Source organism: Microbacterium sediminis, from assembly GCF_004564075.1.
GTDB classification, from domain to species: domain Bacteria; phylum Actinomycetota; class Actinomycetes; order Actinomycetales; family Microbacteriaceae; genus Microbacterium; species Microbacterium sediminis.
Window position 1 is genome coordinate 2,035,301 of sequence record NZ_CP038256.1, and the last position, 17,587, is coordinate 2,052,887.

Below are 17,587 nucleotides of genomic sequence, written 5' to 3' on the forward strand. Positions count from 1 at the left end.
GCTTGCCTCCCTGGGAGCCAGCTGGGACGATGCGGAGCGAGAGCAGTATCGGCATCACTCACTCCGAAGGAGACCGCCATGTCCGATCCGAATCCCGAGACCCCCGTCGAGCCCACCGAGCTCGCCCACACCCCGCCGCCCGCGCCCACCACGACGGCGAAGCTCGTCGCCGAGGGGTTCGGCACGCTGCTGCTCGTGCTCGGCGGCGTCGGCACGGCGGTGTTCGCCTCCAACCTCTTCGTCGACGGCGGATCGACCGGCACCGTCTATGCCGCCGTCGCGCTCGCGTTCGGCCTCACCGTCGTGGTCGGCGCCTACGCGTTCGGTCCGATCTCGGGCGGCCACTTCAACCCCGCCGTGACGCTCGGCCTCGCGGCGGCGGGCCGCTTCCCCTGGCGCGACGCGCTGGGCTACATCGTCGCGCAGGTCGTGGGCGGCATCGTGGCCACCACGCTCCTCGTCCTCGTCGGGCTGTTCGGGCCGGAGGGGTGGCTCACCACCGCCCAGGAGGGCGGCTTCGCGAGCAACGGCTGGGGCGAGCTGTCGCCCGGCGGGTTCGGCATCATGGCCGCCATCATCATCGAGGTCGTGCTCACGGGCATCTTCCTGCTCGTGATCCTCGGCGTCACCCACCCCACGCGCGGCACCCCGCTCGCCGGCCTCGCGATCGGCCTCACGCTCGCGCTCATCCACTACATCTCGATCCCGGTGGACAACACCTCGGTCAACCCCGCCCGCTCCATCGCGGCGGCGATCTACGGCGGCGGCGACGCGCTCGCGCAGCTGTGGGTGTTCATCGTGTTCCCGATCGTCGGCGGCATGCTCGCCGGCTTCGCCTACAAGGCGCTGTTCGACGGCGCCAAGTAGCCCCGGGGCGGAGTCGAGAGCGGGCTTCAAGCCCGCGCTCTCGACTCCGCTTCGCTGCGCTCGAGCCGTCTCCGCTCGCTTCGCTCGGTCGACGAGCCGTGCGTGGCTCCGGCTCGTGAGCGGACCCGAGCCCGTTGCGATCACGGCTCGTCGACCGGAGCGCGCAGCGCGGAGCGGAGACGGGTCGAGCGGAGCCGCGAAGCGGCGCAGTCGAGACCGGGGTGACGCCCGAACGGCGTCAGCCGGCGACGAGGCGCGGGGTGCCGGCCTCGTACTCGGTGAGGTCGCCGGTCTGGCCCGCCCGCGCGGCGCGGCGGCCGACGACGAGCATGTACACGAGGAACACGGCCAGCGCGAGGGTGCCGATCCCGATCTTCAGCGCCCAGGGCCAGTCCTGTCGCGTGACCCAGCCCTCGACCACGCCCGACAGCGCGAGCGAGAGCACGAGGCCGACCGCGACGGTCGCCAGCGCGCGCCCCTCCGAGGCGAGCGCGTCAAGGCGCGTGCGGCGGCCGGGTGCGACCCACGCCCAGAACATGTGCAGGCCGGCGGCGCAGGCCACGAAGATGCTCGTCATCTCGAGCTGCCCGTGCGGGAGGATGTAGAGCACGAAGTCGGCGCCGCGATCGTAGGCGAACATGATCGCGCCCGAGGTGCCCAGGCCCACCGCGTTCTGCACGAACACGTAGGCGGGCCAGATGCCGGTCACGCCGAACAGCACGCACTGCGCGGCGATCCAGGCGTTGTTCGTCCACACCAGGGCCCCGAAGGCCAGCTCGCTGTGCTCGCTGTAGTACGCCACGAAGTCCTCGTTCGCGTACTGCTCGAGCTGCCAGTCCTCGCCGAGGGTCGCCACGAGCACCGGATCGCGGGCGATCCACGCGGCGGTGACGGCCACGATGGCGACGAACGCGAGGGTGACGGCGAGCGTCGTCCACCGCAGCCGGTACAGCGCCGCCGGCAGCTGGTGCACGAAGAAGCGCGGGATCTGCCGCAGCACGTTGTCGGGCGATCCCGTCAGGCGCAGCCGGGAGCGGGCGAGGATCGTCGAGACGTGATCGCCCTGCGGGGTGCGCCCCGCGGAGGTCTTGATGTCGGCGAGGTCGGCCGAGGCCGACTGGTAGCGGGCGATGAACTCGTCCACCTGATCGCCCGACAGACCGCGGGCGCGGGCGAGCTCTTCGAGGCGCCGCCACTCCTCGCGCCGGGCCGAGGTGAGCGCGTCGAGGTCCACCTGCTTGACTATACGCATGTCGCAGGCCACGCCGTCCCCCGTGCCGGGCCGCCCGATCGTGCGGCGGCAGCTGGACCATGACGAGGTGCTCACGGGCGAGGCCGTCGCCCTCGACGTGCAGCCGATCGGGCTGCTCCTGCGCGCGGCGGGCGCGGCGATCGACCTCGTCGCCTCGGTCCTGCTGTTCCTGGCGTTCGCCTTCTTCGTCGGCTTCCTCGCCGCCGAGGGCCTGATCGATCAGGCGGGCATGCAGATCTCGATGATCGTCATGCTCGTCCTCGTCGTCGTGGCCGTTCCCGCCGCCGTCGAGACCCTCAGCCGCGGGCGCAGCCTCGGCAAGCTCGCGGTGGGCGGCCGCATCGTCCGGGCCGATGGCGGGGCGATCGGCTTCCGCCACGCCTTCATCCGCGCGCTCCTCGGCGTGCTCGAGATCTTCATGACGCTCGGCTCGGTCGCGCTCATCGTCGGCATGTTCACCCCGCGCGCGCAGCGACTGGGCGATCTCGTGGCGGGCACCTACGCGGAGCGCACGCGGACCCCCGCCCTGCCGCCGTCCGAGCGCGCGCTGCCGGCCGGCATGGAGGGCTGGGCGGCGATCGCCGACGTCGCGCGGATCCCGGATCGGCTGGGCCGCCGGCTGACGCAGTTCGTCGCGGGGGCCGACGCGATGGTTCCCGGCTCGCGCGCCCGGGTGGCGGCCGAGCTGGCCGACGACCTGCGCCCGTTCGTCGCGCCGATCCCGCCCGTCGACCCGGAGATCCTCGTCCGCTCCGTCGTGGCGGTCCGCCGCGACCGCGAGCTGCGGGCGCTGGCGTTGCAGGCCGAACGCGTGGCCGCGCTCACCCGCTGACGGCGCCGCCGCGGCTCAGACGAGCGTCGCGTGCCGGATGACGGTCCAGCCCTGGGGCACCGACATCCGCTCGGTGTGGATGGCGCACAGATCGTGCGCATGCGGGTCGTTGCCCGCGCCGAGCGGCCCGAGCGCCGCCATCTGATCGCCGTAGTCGTACGTCAGCGTCGTCACGGCCTCGCGGGCGCAGCCCACCTTCGAGCACAGTCGTTCCATCTCGATCCACCCTAGGCGCCGTCGGCCGCGACGCCCGGCGCCCACGCCGCGTAGGCTTTCCCCATGGCGATGTGGGGACGGGGGCGCAGGTCGGCGCCGCGGGCTCACGCCTCGCGACACGGCCGGCACGGGCGCGAGGGCCGCAGCCAGCTGGTGCGACCGCCGCTGCCGCAGATCGACACCCGGATCGAGAAGTTCGACATGATCGTCGGCTCGACGATCGAGTACCTCCGTGGTGCCTGGCCGGAGCTGCGCGAGGTCGAGGTCGACATCGCCTGGCTGCCGCCGGCGTCGGCCGTGCGCGAGGAGGTGCCGCGGTGGAGCCTCGACCGCGACGCCAAGCGCATCGTGCTGTACCGCGTGCCGATCGAGCGCTTCAGCCGGCTGCACCGCAACGACGACATGCACCGACGCCTCATGATCGAGGGCGCGGTCTTCCGCGCCGCGGGCGACTACCTCGACCGCGATCCGTGGGACCTCGGCCCGGATCGCTTCCGGTTCTAGCTAGCGCGACGGGTAGACGGTCACCGGCTCGGGCGCCGCGGGATCGGGCCACAGCGGGATCGAGGCAATCGCGACGTCGCCGAGATAGCTCACGGCGCCGTGGATCGGCGTGCCGCCCGAGTCGACCGTGTAGACGGTCCCGGGATCGAGGGGCACGCTCGTCCCCTCCGGCGAGACCGAGACGGTCGAGGCGCGCCCGTCGGCGTCGGTCAGGGTCACGTCGACCTCGGCCGGGCTGGTGAGGTGCAGCGTGGGCTCGGGCCCGTCGGGGACCGCCATCAGCGTCGGCGTGGTCACCTCGGGCGACGGCGTCTGCCAGGCGAAGTCGACGTCCTGCCCGAACCCGGTCGTCTGCCACACCGCCGCGACCACGGGCTCGCTGCCCGTCACGGTCACGGTGTAGCGCCCGGCCGGCAGATCGCCGAGCTCGACCGACACCGGGTGGTCGGCCTCGTACGGGACCTCGATCGGCGCGGTGTCCGAGGCGGTCTCACCCTCGCCAGTCGCGGTGATCGATGCGGTCCCGCCGCCGCGGCCCAGGAGCCGCAGGATCACGGGCGCCCCGTCGCCGCCGGCGGCCTCCTCGGTCACCACGACGCCGGCGAACACCTGGCGCGAGGCCGACGTGACCGCGCTCTGCCGGTCCAGCCCCGCGGGGTCGAGGGTGCGGACGAGGCTCGACTGCAGCGCCGCCCGCACCGGGGAGCCGGTGGCGGTGACACGGATCACCGGAGCCGCCTCGGCGCCCGCGACGCCCGCGAGCGGCACCGCGACCTGGGTGGCGGGCGGGATCGAGAGGCCGCCGTAGCCGGGCGGGGTGACCGGCTCGGTGGCGCCGAACACGGTGAGCTCGACGGTCGCGGTCGCGTCGGTCGGGTTCGCGAGCAGCAGGATGTCGCTCTCGCCCACGCCGGTGTCGCCGCCGACGATCCACGACTCCAGGGCCGGCGCGCGGCAGGCCGACGCGGCGAAGCCCGTCAGGTCGTCGTCGGAGCGCTGCGCGGACGACGCGGCGGCGATGGGGTCGATCGAACGGTCGACGGGCACCTGCACGAAGCGCTGCGGCTGCTCGCCGGCGGCGGCCGGCTGCGCCAGCGGCTCGGGCTCGGGCACGGCGCCGGAGGCGGTGCCGGCGGTGAGGTCGGCCGGGCCGGCCACGCTGATCGCGCCGGCGGCCGTCGCGTCGCGCCCCAGGGCGAGCACGGGCCCGTCGCAGGCGAGCAGGGTCTCGGAGGGGGCCGGCGTCACGTCGACGGACGCCGCCCGGCCCGCCACGCCCGGCCACGGCGCCAGCGCGCCGGCGAGCACGCCCGCCACGGCGACCGCCGAGACCGCCACGCCGGCCAGGCCGCGGCCCCAGGCGCGGCGCATGCGGTGCTTCGGCGCGGGCTCGTCGGCGGGTCGGGCCCCGCCCTCGAGCGAGAACGGATCGGAGACGACCGGGTGCACCAGATCGGCCTCGTTCGGCTCGGGGACGAGCGGCTCGGGCGTCAGCTCATCGGATTCGCGACTCACTTCTCCCCCTCGTATCCGCCGCCGACCACGCGCGGCAGGGCGCGGGCGGCGCGCCGGGTCGCGCGCGTGGGCACGGCCAGCAGCAGCGCGACGGCGAGCGCCGCGAGCTGCGCCGTGAGCGCCGTCGCCGCCGCGGCGTGCTCCTCGGCCGACATCTCCGGCCGCGGGGCCGGTTCGGAGTCGAGGCGCCAGAGCGTGCCGCGGGGCGTCTGCCCCACCCGCACGAATCCGGCGCGCTGGTCCAGCGCCGAGGCCGAGGCGAAGCGCATCGCCCGCTCGGCGTCCGAGACGTCGTCGGCGGTGCCCGCGAGCAGCACGAAGCGCAGCCCGGCCTGGCGCAGCGTCTCGGTCGGGCCGTCGCCGATGCTCGAGACGAGATCGCCGGCGAGCTCCGCGAGGCGCCGGTCGCTGTCGGTCAGCGCCGTGGCGGTCGCGCTCAGCGTGGACTGCCCGCCGAGCGTCTCGCTCTCGCCCCACACCGCCGACGCGGCGAGCGAGCCGTCGTCGCGCGGCGCGAGCACGAGCGTTCCCAGCCCCGGCAGCGTGCTCGCCTGGGCGCCGACATAGGCCGGCAGCGTCGAGGTGGGGCCGTCGGCGATCGCGGCCGCGTCGCGGTGCACGGCCGTGAGCGCCGGCACGGCGAGCACGGCGACGCACGCGGCGGCGAGCAGGCCGGCCCCGACCCGCAGCGCGCGGGGCGCGGGCGCCGTGTCGAGGGTGACGCCGGCGGCGCCGAGGGCACCGAGCCACGCGAGGCTGAGGGCCGCCCCGGTCCACAGCGGCACGGGCGAGCCCGCGGCGTACGACACCTGGATGTGGGCGGCGAGCGATGCCGTGAGCAGGCCGAGCGCCGCGATGACGAGGGTGCCGGAGCCGGCGCGCCAGCGCGCGGTGACGGGCGCGGCCAGGGCGAGCGCGCCCACCGGGATCGTCAGCAGCCACGCCCACCACGTCGGCGCATCGGGGAGCATCGAACCCCAGCCGGCCGCGTCCGCCCACGGGATGCCCGTGAGCAGCTGCCAGCCCGACGACTGCTCCGCCCCCGCCCAGACCCCGCCGGGATCGGCGAGGATCGCCCAGGGGGTGCCCCGGCGCAGCTGCTCGAAGACGATCGGCGCGAACCAGACGATCATCGGCACGACGAGCCACGCGACCCGCGTGATGCCGCTGCGGGCCCGGAAGACGATGGCGAGCACGAGCGCGATCAGCCACAGCACGAGCAGGGCCGGCGCGATCGACGGCGCGCAGGCGGCGACCGCGAGCAGCAGCAGCGACGCGGTGCCCGAGGCGGCCCAGGACCGGTGGGCCACGGCGGCGGTGGAGAACAGCCACGGCAGCAGCAGATGCGTCAGCACCGCGGCGGGGCGACCCTCGACGAGCGCCGCGAGCAGCGAGGGCGCGAGACCCCACAGCACGGCCACCACGGCCCGCACGCCGGAGCGGTCGGAGACGCGCGTGGCGGCGAACCAGCCGCCGAGCACCGCGAGCGGCAGCGCGAGCAGCCACAGCACGAGCAGCGTGTACGACGGCGCCACGGGCCACAGCGATCCCATGAGGGCCACGACCGCCGAGAAGGGATCGGCCGGGCCCACGACATCGAGCCCCTGCGGGCGCAGGCCGTAGGCGGCGTCGCGCCACAGCGAGGCCACGGTGTCGCGCAGGGGCAGCAACGCCCCGCCGCCGATCGCCGGCCAGGTCAGCAGCGACGCGAACGAGGCGATCGACACGACAAGGGCGGCCAGTACGGCCCACGCCCCGCCGCCCGAGAAGAAGGTGAGCGGCCCGTACGCGGCCGCGTCGGCGCCGTCGGCGTCGTAGCGCTCCCGCAGCTGCGCGGCCGTCGCCCGCAGCGGCGCGATGCGCTCCCAGCCGCCCTCGCGCACCCGCCGGATCGCGGCGCGGGATCGCGCCACCGCATCGGGGCGCACGAGCACGCGCACCGCCGCGCCCCATTCCGCGGGGACCCGCGCCGGCGTCTTGGCGACGAGCAGCACGATCGTGCGCCACAGCGCGAGCGGCAGCAGCGAGAGCCAGTGCAGCGGCACCGCCCACGCCGGCGCGTACGCGAGGCGGCGGTGCAGCTGCGCGGTGCGGAGGGCGAAGGCCCGGCGCGCCTCGCCCGCGGGCGGGCCGGCCACGCCGGGGTCGGCGACCGCGACGCGCGCCGCGGGGGCCAGCGCCACGCGGCGCCCGGCCAGACGCGCCCGCACTCCCATGTCGAGGCCCTCGTCGGTGCCGCCGAGCGCGACGTCGGGAAGCAGCGCGCCGCGCAGGTCCGCGCGCACGAGCACGCCCCGCACGTCGGCGCCAAGCACGTCGTCGTCGATGTCGTGCTGGCCCTGGTCGTACTCGCCGTTGGCCAGCGGCACCGTGCGCCCGAACCGGGTCATGCTCACGCCGAGCGAGACGATCAGCCCGCCGTCGCGCGCGTCGACGAGCTTGGGCGCCGCGAACGCGATCGAGGGGCCGCGCTCGAGCGCGCCGTGCAGCGCGGCGAGCGCCCCGGGATCGGGCGTCGTGTCCTGCGCCAGCAGCCACAGCGCCCGCTCCTTCGGCGCGCGCGCGTGGGCCAGGGCGATCGCGGCGGCGAAGCCCGTGGTGGCGGGGGCGTGGATCACGCCCTCCGCGCCGGACTGCGCGATGACCGCGTCGAGCTCGGGGTGCCGGCCGCAGCAGACGATGGTGACCGCGTCGACCCGTCGCGTCTGACCGGTGATCGCTTCGAGCGTTCGCCGCAGTCGCGCGGCGGCGACGGCGGCCGAGGGGGTCGCTTTCGCGACGACGATGGCGTGGACTGGGGCCGACATGACCCGGCAAGCCTAAGCGGGGCCGCGGGAGGATCCCGGCGCCACGCGCCGCGAGCGGCACATCGTTCCCGCTCCCCGGGGAGGGCGGACGGGAACGGGCCCGGACGACGTCAGCTGGCGCGACGCTTGAGCTTGCGGCGCTCGCGCTCCGAGAGCCCGCCCCAGATGCCGAAGCGCTCGTCGTTCTGCAGCGCGTACTCGAGGCACTCGGCGCGGACCTCGCACGAGGAGCAGATCCGCTTGGCGTCGCGCGTCGATCCGCCCTTTTCGGGGAAGAACGCCTCGGGGTCGGTCTGCGCGCACAGTGCGTCGGACTGCCAGGCCAGCGCGTTGTCGTCGTCGGCGGGGCGACGCACGCCCGGGACGCCGAGATCGACGGGGTCGACGAACCAGTTGTCCGGAACCTCGGAACGGTACGCACCGGCCATGTTGCACTCCCCCCGTCGGCGACGCCTCGCGGCGAATCGTTACCTAATTACACCGGTGTCATTCCCGATCGTCAAGTCGCGGATCGTAAACCCTCAACGATCAATCGAGGGTTTTGTCGGATATCGGCGTGTCACGTCCGGGCGTGTCGTCGCACGGCCGCCGCGCGGTCAGGATCCGGGCTGTGCGAGGAACGCCTCGCCCGCCCCGCGCACGCGGATCTCGCCCGCGTCGGCGGTCGCGAACGCGGCGCGGCCGGGCGTGAGCGCGACGGCATCGCCGCCGCTCTCGACGGTGATCTCGCCGCTCGTGGCGAGCACGATCGCCGGGCCCGTAGGCAGGAACCGCGCCACGCCGCCCTCGCTCACGCGGGCGCGCAGCAGGCGGAAGTCGGGCACGGGCGCCGGGAACGACTCCACGCCGCGGTTCCCGCCCTCGGCCGACACGGGCAGCACCACGGGGACCGGGCCCGGCGTGGCGTCCACGATGCGCAGCAGCTCGTCGACGTCGATGTGCTTGGGGGTGAGCCCGCCGCGCAGCACGTTGTCGCTCGCGGCCATGAGCTCCACGCCGAGGCCCGACACGTAGGCGTGCAGCAGCCCCGCGCGCAGGAACATCGCCTCGCCGCGGCGCAGCACGGTGTAGTTCATCAGCAGCGCGACGACGACGCCGGGGTCGCCGGGGTAGACCGCCGCGATCCGCCGGGCGTTGGCGAGCGCGGGCGCGAACTCCGTCGACTCGGCGCCGTCGAGGGCGGCGATGATCGCCGCCACGGCCTCGTCGGCGCGGCCGGAGAGCAGCCAGCCCAGCACCGCGGTCAGGTCGGCGTCGCCGGTGAGCCGCTCGAGCAGCGGATCGGCGGCCGGGCCGAGCGCGGCGAGCAGCCGGCGGGAGTCCGCGACGGCACGCAGGCCGCACAGCGCCTCGAACCGGTCGCTGAGCGCGACGATCATCTCGGGCTTGTGGTTGTCGTCGGCGTAGTTGCGCGGGGCGTCGCCCGGCAGGCCGGCCTCGCGCGCGAAGCCCTCCTCGGCCTGCGCCTTCGACGGGTGCACCTGGATCGACAGCGGCGAGGCCGCGGCGAGCAGCTTGAGCAGGTACGGCAGCGGCGCCGCGACGCCGTGGGCGGCGCCCTCCTCGGCGATCCAGTCGCGCAGGGTGCGCCCATCGGCGAGGTCGGCGGGGTCGGACGGGTGATCCCCGAACCAGACCTCGGCCTCGGGGACGGCGGCCGGCTCGCGGCCCTCGAGCGCGGCGATCAGGGTGCGCGAGCCCCACGCGTAATCGCGCGGCTCGTTGGTCAGCGGCAGAAGCACGTGCCTCAGAATACGCGCGGGAGGTGCGCCGAGGTGCCCGCGGTACGCTGGGCAGACGATGGCCCAGATCACGCGTCACCCCGTCGCACCGGCGCCCGCCGCGCCCCCGCGGGAGGCCACGGGCCGCGTGCTGCTGCGCGGCTACGGCATCTTCGTGCTGTTCTCGGGGTTCGCGCACCTGGCCTGGTGGAACCTCCTGGGCCCGGTCGGCACCGCCGCGCTGGCGGCCCTCGTGGGCGCCGCGACGATCGCCATCTGGGTGCCGCTCATCGTGCGCGCCGCGCGACCGCGTGCCGACCGCGCCATGCGCGTGGCCGCACTCGAGTGGCGACGGCTGCCGTGGGCGACCCTCGGCTATGTCGCCCTCGCCGGGCTGTCGATCCTGTGGTCGCGCTGGCCGGCGACGTCGGCGGTGACCTTCGGCCTGCTCCTCGTCACGACCATCCAGGCGCTCTTCCTCGCCCACGTGTTCACGTGGCGCGAGATCGTGCGGCTGCTCGAGGTGGCGCTGCGCTGGGCACTCGGGCTGTCGCTGCTGTTCGAGCTGTGGGCCGCGCTCGTGCTGCGCGGCCCCCTGCTGCCAAACTTCGCCGACGCGCCCGCCGATCCCAACCCGCAGTGGTACTGGACCCGCGGCGCGCTGTTCGACCTCGACGTGCGCATCCAGGGCATCGTCGGCAACGCCAACATCCTCGGGATCCAGTGCGTGCTCGCGCTCATCGTCTTTGGCGTGCGGTTCGCCATGCGCCCGAACCGGCGCGGGGCGATCGGCGCCTGGATCGCCCTCGCGCTCGTGCTGTTCTGGCGCGCCGGATCGGCCACCGCGCTGATCGCGGGGCTCGTCGTCCTCGCGGTCCTCGCCGCCGCCCTCCTCATGCGGCGCGCGGCCACCCCCGGCCAGCGCACCCGGCTGTACGCGCTGTTCACGGGGCTCGCGGTCGCGGGCCTGGCCGCCGTCGCGCTGCTGTGGAACACGATCCTCGACGCCCTCGGCCGCGAGTCGGGCCTCACGGGCCGCGACCGGATCTGGGCCGGCGTGTGGGAGCGCGCGATCGAGCGCCCCGTCTTCGGCAGCGGCTACGCGAGCCCGTGGATGCCGTGGGACCCGATGTTCGACCGCTGGCTCGTCGACAAGACGATCACCGTCGTCCAGGCCCACGACATGTGGCTCGACGCGTTCCTGCAGCTCGGCGTCGCGGGCGTGGCGGTCCTGGCCGTGGTCTTCGGCGCGGCCACGTGGCGCTCGTGGTTCTTCGCCGTGGACCGGCCCCGCTGGGACATCGTGGCCGATCGCCCCTACGCGCCCCTCACGCTGATCGCGCCGCTGATCCTGGCGCTCCTGCTGACACAGGGGCTGACGGAGTCCGGCCCGATCATGCTGTGGGGCTGGCTGCTCGTGACGATGATCGCGTTCCGGATCAAGCTGGCCCCGATCGTCGGGCACGGCGCCTCGGAGCAGATGAACCGGCGGGACCCATGACGGCGGGGCGCGCGTGATCCCCCTCGAGCTGCGGCGCATGATCACGCGCGGCCTGCGCTCGGCGGACCTCGCGCGCGTGTTCGCCGTCGTCGCCTTCGGCACGGCGTTCTCGAGCTTCGCGATCCAGCGCCTCACCGGCCCGGCCACGCTGCACACGATGGTCGCGGGGCTGTGCGCCCTCGGGCTCGCGATCCTCATCGCGCGGCGCCGCGAGCTGTCGCTGCTCGGCCTGGCACCCACCCTGCTCGTCGGCTTCGTGCTGTGGGCCCTGGCGAGCGTGCTGTGGGCCGACGACGCGAGCGACACGCTGCGCTCCTGGCTGTCGCTGCTCGCCTACGCGTTCCTCGCGGTCGTGATCGCCCACACGCGCGACGCGCTGCAGACGCTGCGGGCGCTCGGCGACGTGCTGCGCGCCCTGCTGGCCGTCTCGCTCGGCGCCGAGATCCTCTCCGGCATCCTCATCGACATGCCGATCCCGGTGCTCCGCATCGCGGGAGACATCGCACTGGGCGGCCCGATCCAGGGCATCTTCGGCACCCGCAACTATCTCGGCTTCGTCACCGTGATCGCGCTGCTGACGTTCCTCGTCGAGTGGCGCACGCAGTCCGTCTCGTTCGGCCGGTCGGTCGTCTCCATCACGCTGGCCGGGCTGCTCGCCGTCTTCTCGGCCTCCCCCACGGCGTTCGTCGTGGCCATGGTCTCGACCGTCGCCCTGTTCGCGCTCGCGCTCATCCGCCGCGTCGACGCCGCGCGACGCCGCGATCTGCAGCTGGGACTCGGGGTCGCGGTCGCGCTGCTCACCCTCGCCGCCTACCTGCTGCGCAGCCGGATCATCGACATCGTCGGCGCGGCCACCGACTTCTCCAACCGCTCGCGCATCTGGGCCGAGCTGCTCGTGTGGATCCCCCGCCGCTGGCTGCAGGGGTGGGGCTGGCACGGCGGCTGGTCGAACGACACCTTCCCCTTCAACGCGATCAACTGGCAGCTGCGCATCGACCACCTCTCGGCGCTGAACGCCTACCTCGACGTCGCCCTTCAGCTGGGCTGGGTGGGCCTGCTGCTGTTCGGCGGCATGTGCGCCATCGCGCTCGTGCGCTCGTGGATCACCGCCAGCGAGCGCCGCTCGAGCGTCTACGCGTGGACGCCGCTGCTGCTGGTGGCGATCCTCACGGAGTCGATGTTCGAGAGCTTCGCCCTCGGCGGCGCCGGCTGGATGCTGCTGGCGCTGTGCCTGGTGCGGGCGGGCCAGGCCCGCTCGTGGCGCGCCCGCATCGGCGACGCGATCGACCCCGCGCCGACCACGCACGAGGCGCTCCCCCACGACCCCCGCTAGCACGGGGCCGGCCGCGCGCCCACACGCGGCCTCCAGGCCCGTGGATTAGGCTCGTGCCGGCCCTGTCCGCCTCGCGTTCGGAGATTCACAACTTTGGTGCACGTGCTGCAGAACGTGGTGTTCCCCCTCGACCGCGATCCCGACCTGCTCCCCCTCTACGTCGACGCCGACACGTGGTCGGTCATCGACGAGAAGCCGGTGCGCGTGTCCAACCGCGCGCACCTGAGCGACGTCCGTGGTCGCGGCAGCATGCGGGTCCGCGCCGCGCACCGCACGTCGTTCGCGACGTACTTCAACGCCTTCCCCGCCTCGTACTGGCAGCACTGGACCGCGGTGCGGCGGATCCGGCTCAGCGTGCGCACCGCCGGCACCGGCACGGTCTTCGTCTACCGCTCCAACGGCTCCGGGGTGGCGCAGCGCGTCGACGTGGCCGAGGTCACGGGCGAGGCGCAGACCCACTTCGATCTGGAGCTCACCCAGTTCAGCGACGGCGGCTGGCTGTGGTTCGACATCGTCGCCGACGCCGAGGACGTGCTGCTCGAGGGCGCGCAGTGGTCCACCGAGCAGGAGCCGGCCCGCGCCGGCAAGGCATCGCTCGGCATCACCACCTACAACAAGGCCGAGTACTGCATCGAGACCCTTGACGCGCTGCGCAACGCGCCCGAGGCGCTCGAGGTCATCGACCGCATCTTCCTCGTCGACCAGGGCACCCAGCGCGTCCAGGACCGCCCCGAGTACCCGGAGATCGCCGCGGCCCTCGGCGAGACCCTGCAGACGATCGTGCAGCCGAACCTCGGCGGATCGGGCGGCTTCGCCCGCTCCATGCTCGAGACCATGCGGCGCGAGGAGAGCGACTTCGTGCAGCTGCTCGACGACGACGTGAAGATCGAGCCGGAGTCGATCCGCCGCTCCGTCACGTTCGGCCGCTACACGACCGCGCCGATGATCGTCGGCGGGCACATGTTCGATCTCCTCGACCGGCCCCGCTTGCATGCCTGGGCCGAGGTCGTCGATGAGCAGCCGTTCATGTGGCGCAACCTCTTCCAGGAGGAGATGCCGCACGATTTCCGCGAGGCCAACCTGCGTCAGAGCCCCACGCTGCACATGCGCATGGACGCCGACTACAACGGCTGGTGGATGTGCCTCATCCCCAAGGCCGCGATCGAGAAGGTCGGCCTCGCGCTGCCCGCGTTCATCAAGTGGGACGACGCCGAGTTCGCCCTCCGCGCGCGCGAGGCGGGCTTCCCGACGGTATCGCTGCCCGGCGTCGCGCTCTGGCACGTGTCGTGGGTCGGCAAGGACGACTCGATCGACTGGCAGGCGTACTTCCACGCACGCAACCGGATCGTCGCCGGCCTGCTGCACTCGTCCGCGCCCCGCGGGGGCACCCTGCTGCGCCACAGCAAGCGCGTGGACCTCAAGCACCTGATGATGATGCAGTACTACCCGGTCGAGCTGCGCCATCGCGCGCTGCGCGACCTGCTGCAGGGTCCGCGGCACATGCACCGCACGCTCGCCACGGCGATGCCCGCCGCGCGCGAGCTCGCGCGGCAGTTCCCCGAGACGGTCGTGCACAAGGATCCCGACGTCGTCCTGCACTCCCGCCGGGGCCGGCAGGTGTTCCAGCGCACGCGACGCGGCACCTTCGACAGCCCGCAGGGAATGCGCCTGAGGCTGTTCACCGCCACCACCCTCGTGCGGCACTGGCTGCGCAAGCCCGACCCCCGCAACCTCACGACGCCCGAGGTCGAGTTCGGCAAGGAGGACGCCCACTGGTGGCGCGTGCCGCTGTTCGACAGCGCGCTCGTGAGCGCGGCGGACGGATCGGGCAAGAACATCTACATCCGCGACCGCGCCCGGTTCCGCCGGCTGCTGCGGGATTCCGTGCGCCTGCACCGCCGGCTCCGACGCGTCTGGCCCGAGCTCGCCGCGCAGTACCGCGCCGCCCTGCCCGATCTCGTCTCCCCGGCCGCGTGGGAGCCCCAGTTCACGCCGCAGTCCGGCGAGGAGAAGAAGTGACCGCCGCATTCGACCCCCAGTCCGCGACGATCGTCGTCGTCACCTACAACCGATCGCACCTGCTCTCGCGCCTGCTCGACTCGATCGAGCGGATGGATCCGAAGCCCGGGCGCGTGGTGATCGTCGACAACGCGTCCAGCGACGACACCACCGAGGTCGTCGAGTCGTATCGCTCGCGCCTGGGCGCGGAGCTCGTCTACCGCCGACTCGACGAGAACACGGGCGGCTCGGGCGGCTTCAGCGAGGGCGTCAAGACGGCGTACGAGCTGGGCTCCGAGTGGATGTGGCTCATGGACGACGACGTCGAGGTGCTGCCCGAGGGCCTGGCCCGCATGGGCGCCTGGGCTCCGAAGTTCAAGAGCATCCAGGGTCGCCGCTACGACTATGACGGCAGCGAGTTCTACTGGCAGTACCGGGTCTCGGTGCCGCTGGGCATCCCGATCCCCTTCGCCCCGGCCGACTTCGACGCCTCGGGCTATCGACCGATGAACTCCGGCTGCTTCGAGGGCATGTTCATCCACCGCAGCATCGTTCAGCAGATCGGCCTGCCGGACCCTCGCTTCTTCATCTACTGGGACGACACGATCTACGGCTGGCTGGCGTCGCTGAAGACGCGCTGCGTGATCGTCGACGAGTTCGTGCTGCAGCGCACGCGCGAGATCAAGCAGTGGGACATGGGCATCCGGCACTTCAATGCCTCCAGCGACATGTACCGCTACTACATCATGCGCAACCGCGGCATCATGAAGCACTACTACGCGGCACACGGCAAGTACCGCCCCGCGTACTTCGCGGTGGGCACCGCCGCGACCTTCGCCAAGGAGCTGCTGCGCCTGGCGTTCGTCGAGCGCAAGGTCACCCGCAAGGGCTGGACCAACCTGTGGCGCGGCCTGCGCGACGGCATCGCCCTCGGCCGCGACAAGACGTTCCGCGTCATGCCGCCGCTGGAGGCGTGATGGGCCTCTCGATCGGCGAGAACGCCCGCATCCACGCCACCGTCCGCTTCCTGCACGACGACGCGGCGTCCATCACGGTCGGCGACAACGCGAACTTCTATCGGGGATCGGAGATCACCGGCCCGGTGACGATCGGCGACGGCGTCTTCATCAACCGCGACGCGTACATCCGCCCCCACACCACCATCGGCGACAACGTGAACCTCGGTCCGTTCGTGCGGCTGATCACCGACACGCACGAGATCGGCCCCTCGCGCAAGCGCGCCGGAGCCGTGCGCCACGACCCCATCGTGATCGGCGACGGCACGTGGATCGGCGCGGCGGCGACCGTCGTGGCGGGAGTGACGATCGGCAAGGGCTGCATCGTCGCCGCGGGCGCCGTGGTGACGGCCGACGTGCCCGACGACACGCTGGTCGGCGGCGTCCCGGCCCGCACGCTCCGCGCGCTCTGAGTCGCGTCGCTCAGGCGGCGTTGTCGGCGTTGTACTGCGCGATCACGTCGTCGATCGGCGCGTCCATCACGAGGCGATGCTCGCGGATGTAGAGCCCGCGGGTGCAGAACCGCTGCAGGTCGCGCTCGTTGTGACTGACGAAGAAGAGCGTGCGCCCGTCGGCGAGGAGCTCGTCGATCCGGCGATAGCACTTGGCACGGAAGGCCTTGTCACCCACCGCCAGCACCTCGTCCACGAGCAGGATCGGCTCCTCCAGCTGCGACACGACCGCGAAGGCGAGGCGCACCTTCATGCCGTTCGACAGGTGCTTGTACGGCGTCTCCTGGAAGTCCTCGAGCTCGGCGAAGGCGATGATCTCGTCGTATCGCTCCGCCACCCCCTCGCGGGTCATTCCGTGCAGCCCGGCCGTGAGGCGGACGTTCTCGCGCACCGTCAGGTCTCCGACGAACCCGCCCGTCAGCTCGATCAGCGGCGCGACACCGCCGTTCACGCGGACGCGACCCTCATCGGGCAGCAGCACGCCGGCCACGAGCTTGAGCAGCGTCGACTTGCCCTGACCGTTGCGGCCCACCACGCCGATCGATTCACCCGGTCGCACGGTGAACGACACGTCGCGCAGTGCCCAGAACTCGCCCTGCGGCATGCGACGGCGCGCGCTGGCGAACATCGCCTTGATGCTGCGGCGGCCCCGCCGGTTCCGGCGGAACCTCACGCCGAGCCCGGTGACCTCGATCGCGTTGCCCTGGGGTGCGTCCATCACAGCTCCTTCAGCACCGGGCGCTCGAGGGCGCGGAACGTCGACAGGCCGATCGCCAGGATCAGCAGGCTCACCAGCACGCTGGCCGCCACGGCGACGGCGTCCCACTGGTCGGGGAAGAAGCCCACGCGGTACATCGTGAAGATGCCCGCCAGCGGGTTGGCGATCTCGAGCCACTCGAAGCCGGCCGGGAGGTCCTTGACGCTGTAGATGATCGGGGTGGCGTAGAAGAGCGCCCGCAGGATGAGGCGGGTCGTGCGCTCGAGGTCGCTGAAGAGCACGCACAGCGGCGCCACGATGAGTCCCAGGCCCACGAGGAGCAGGAGCTGCACGAGCACGGCCACGGGCAGCCAGAGCAGGCCCCAGCCGACCGTCGCGCCGTTGGCGACCACGAAGACCGCGAGCACGGGCAGCGAGAAGAGGAACTCGATCCCCTTCGACATCACGATGCGCCCGATCCAAATCGATCGGGGGATCGAGGTCGAGCGGACCAGCTTCGCGTCCTTGCTGAAGGCCTTCGTGAAGTCGGTGACGGCCGAGTTGAACCACATCCACGGCAGCAGCGCGCTGATGAGGAACACGATGTAGGGCTCCTCGCCCGCGCCGCGATGGAAAATCTGCGTGAAGACGAACCAGTAGATGCCGCTCATGATGAGCGGATCGAGGATGCTCCAGACGTAGCCCAGCCAGCTCGTGGCGTAGCGCACGCGCAGGTCCCGCGCCGACAGGAGCCACAGCGAGTGCAGATACCTCCGGGGCGACCCCGCGGCTCCGGCTCGTCTGGCTCTCACAGGACGATCCTACGTTCGCGATACCGGCGGTTCCTGCACGCCGCCGCCGTGCGGGTCGGCGCGT

16 protein-coding genes are annotated in these 17,587 nt (G+C 73.1%); 8 read left to right on the forward strand and 8 right to left on the reverse strand.

Annotated elements, in window-relative coordinates; all coding sequences use genetic code 11:
• Window positions 1-78: 78 nt before the first annotated feature.
• Window positions 79-867 (forward strand): aquaporin Z, encoded by a 789-nt coding sequence (gene aqpZ / locus E3O41_RS09695; RefSeq protein ID WP_083990931.1) that lies wholly within the window; start codon window positions 79-81, stop codon window positions 865-867.
• Between the two features lie 238 nt (window positions 868-1,105).
• On the opposite strand, the gene E3O41_RS09700 is transcribed toward aqpZ, so the two are convergent.
• Entirely contained in the window at window positions 1,106-2,101 is a 996-nt protein-coding gene (locus E3O41_RS09700) for a stage II sporulation protein M (protein WP_067026229.1), read from the reverse strand.
• Window positions 2,102-2,117: 16 nt separating this feature from the next.
• Here E3O41_RS09700 and E3O41_RS09705 point away from each other — a divergent pair, with 16 nt between their 5' ends.
• Complete coding sequence (locus E3O41_RS09705; protein ID WP_083990932.1) at window positions 2,118-2,951, forward strand: RDD family protein; 834 nt, start codon at window positions 2,118-2,120, stop codon at window positions 2,949-2,951.
• Window positions 2,952-2,966: 15 nt separating this feature from the next.
• On the opposite strand, the gene E3O41_RS09710 is transcribed toward E3O41_RS09705, so the two are convergent.
• Window positions 2,967-3,167 carry a DUF3499 family protein gene (locus E3O41_RS09710; RefSeq protein ID WP_173849903.1) on the reverse strand — a complete coding sequence of 67 codons (201 nt, stop codon included), beginning with the start codon at window positions 3,165-3,167 and terminating at the stop codon, window positions 2,967-2,969.
• 63 nt (window positions 3,168-3,230) lie between these two features.
• Between E3O41_RS09710 and E3O41_RS09715 the strand changes: the two genes are divergently transcribed.
• The gene (locus E3O41_RS09715) at window positions 3,231-3,671 is read left to right on the forward strand and encodes a hypothetical protein (protein WP_338060480.1); all 441 of its coding nucleotides are present in this window, start codon (window positions 3,231-3,233) and stop codon (window positions 3,669-3,671) included.
• Here the strand turns inward: E3O41_RS09715 and E3O41_RS09720 are convergent, their stop codons facing one another.
• The 4 genes from E3O41_RS09720 to manA all read right to left on the reverse strand — a co-directional run bounded on the left by E3O41_RS09720 (window position 3,672) and on the right by manA (window position 9,735).
• Window positions 3,672-5,186: a DUF5719 family protein gene (locus E3O41_RS09720; RefSeq protein ID WP_083990933.1), complete on the reverse strand. Its 1,515-nt coding sequence runs from the start codon at window positions 5,184-5,186 to the stop codon at window positions 3,672-3,674.
• Entirely contained in the window at window positions 5,183-7,993 is a 2,811-nt protein-coding gene (locus tag E3O41_RS09725) for a glycosyltransferase (protein WP_067026231.1), read from the reverse strand. Before E3O41_RS09725 ends, E3O41_RS09720 begins: the two co-directional genes overlap by 4 nt.
• 110 nt (window positions 7,994-8,103) lie before the next feature.
• Window positions 8,104-8,421, reverse strand: a complete 318-nt coding sequence (locus E3O41_RS09730) for a WhiB family transcriptional regulator (RefSeq protein WP_083990934.1) — start codon at window positions 8,419-8,421, stop codon at window positions 8,104-8,106.
• Between the two features lie 168 nt (window positions 8,422-8,589).
• Window positions 8,590-9,735 carry a mannose-6-phosphate isomerase, class I gene (gene manA / locus E3O41_RS09735; protein WP_067026233.1) on the reverse strand — a complete coding sequence of 382 codons (1,146 nt, stop codon included), beginning with the start codon at window positions 9,733-9,735 and terminating at the stop codon, window positions 8,590-8,592.
• A gap of 58 nt (window positions 9,736-9,793) precedes the next feature.
• On the opposite strand from manA, the gene E3O41_RS09740 reads away from it, so the two are divergent.
• From E3O41_RS09740 to E3O41_RS09760, 5 genes are all read left to right on the forward strand, one after another.
• Window positions 9,794-11,215, forward strand: coding sequence for an O-antigen ligase family protein (locus E3O41_RS09740; protein ID WP_067026235.1), 1,422 nt, complete (start codon window positions 9,794-9,796; stop codon window positions 11,213-11,215).
• Between the two features lie 13 nt (window positions 11,216-11,228).
• The gene (locus E3O41_RS09745) at window positions 11,229-12,548 is read left to right on the forward strand and encodes an O-antigen ligase family protein (RefSeq protein WP_240482369.1); all 1,320 of its coding nucleotides are present in this window, start codon (window positions 11,229-11,231) and stop codon (window positions 12,546-12,548) included.
• Between the two features lie 102 nt (window positions 12,549-12,650).
• Window positions 12,651-14,567, forward strand: coding sequence for a glycosyltransferase (locus E3O41_RS09750; RefSeq protein ID WP_244927243.1), 1,917 nt, complete (start codon window positions 12,651-12,653; stop codon window positions 14,565-14,567).
• Window positions 14,564-15,523, forward strand: a complete 960-nt coding sequence (locus E3O41_RS09755; protein WP_205631754.1) for a glycosyltransferase family 2 protein — start codon at window positions 14,564-14,566, stop codon at window positions 15,521-15,523. Before E3O41_RS09750 ends, E3O41_RS09755 begins: the two co-directional genes overlap by 4 nt.
• Window positions 15,523-15,975 carry an acyltransferase gene (locus tag E3O41_RS09760; protein ID WP_067026431.1) on the forward strand — a complete coding sequence of 151 codons (453 nt, stop codon included), beginning with the start codon at window positions 15,523-15,525 and terminating at the stop codon, window positions 15,973-15,975. Before E3O41_RS09755 ends, E3O41_RS09760 begins: the two co-directional genes overlap by 1 nt.
• A 10-nt stretch (window positions 15,976-15,985) precedes the next feature.
• On the opposite strand, the gene E3O41_RS09765 is transcribed toward E3O41_RS09760, so the two are convergent.
• Both E3O41_RS09765 and E3O41_RS09770 read right to left on the reverse strand, forming a co-directional pair.
• Window positions 15,986-16,732, reverse strand: coding sequence for an ABC transporter ATP-binding protein (locus E3O41_RS09765; RefSeq protein ID WP_067026241.1), 747 nt, complete (start codon window positions 16,730-16,732; stop codon window positions 15,986-15,988).
• Entirely contained in the window at window positions 16,732-17,523 is a 792-nt protein-coding gene (locus E3O41_RS09770) for an ABC transporter permease (RefSeq protein WP_067026243.1), read from the reverse strand. Before E3O41_RS09770 ends, E3O41_RS09765 begins: the two co-directional genes overlap by 1 nt.
• Window positions 17,524-17,587 lie beyond the last annotated feature (64 nt).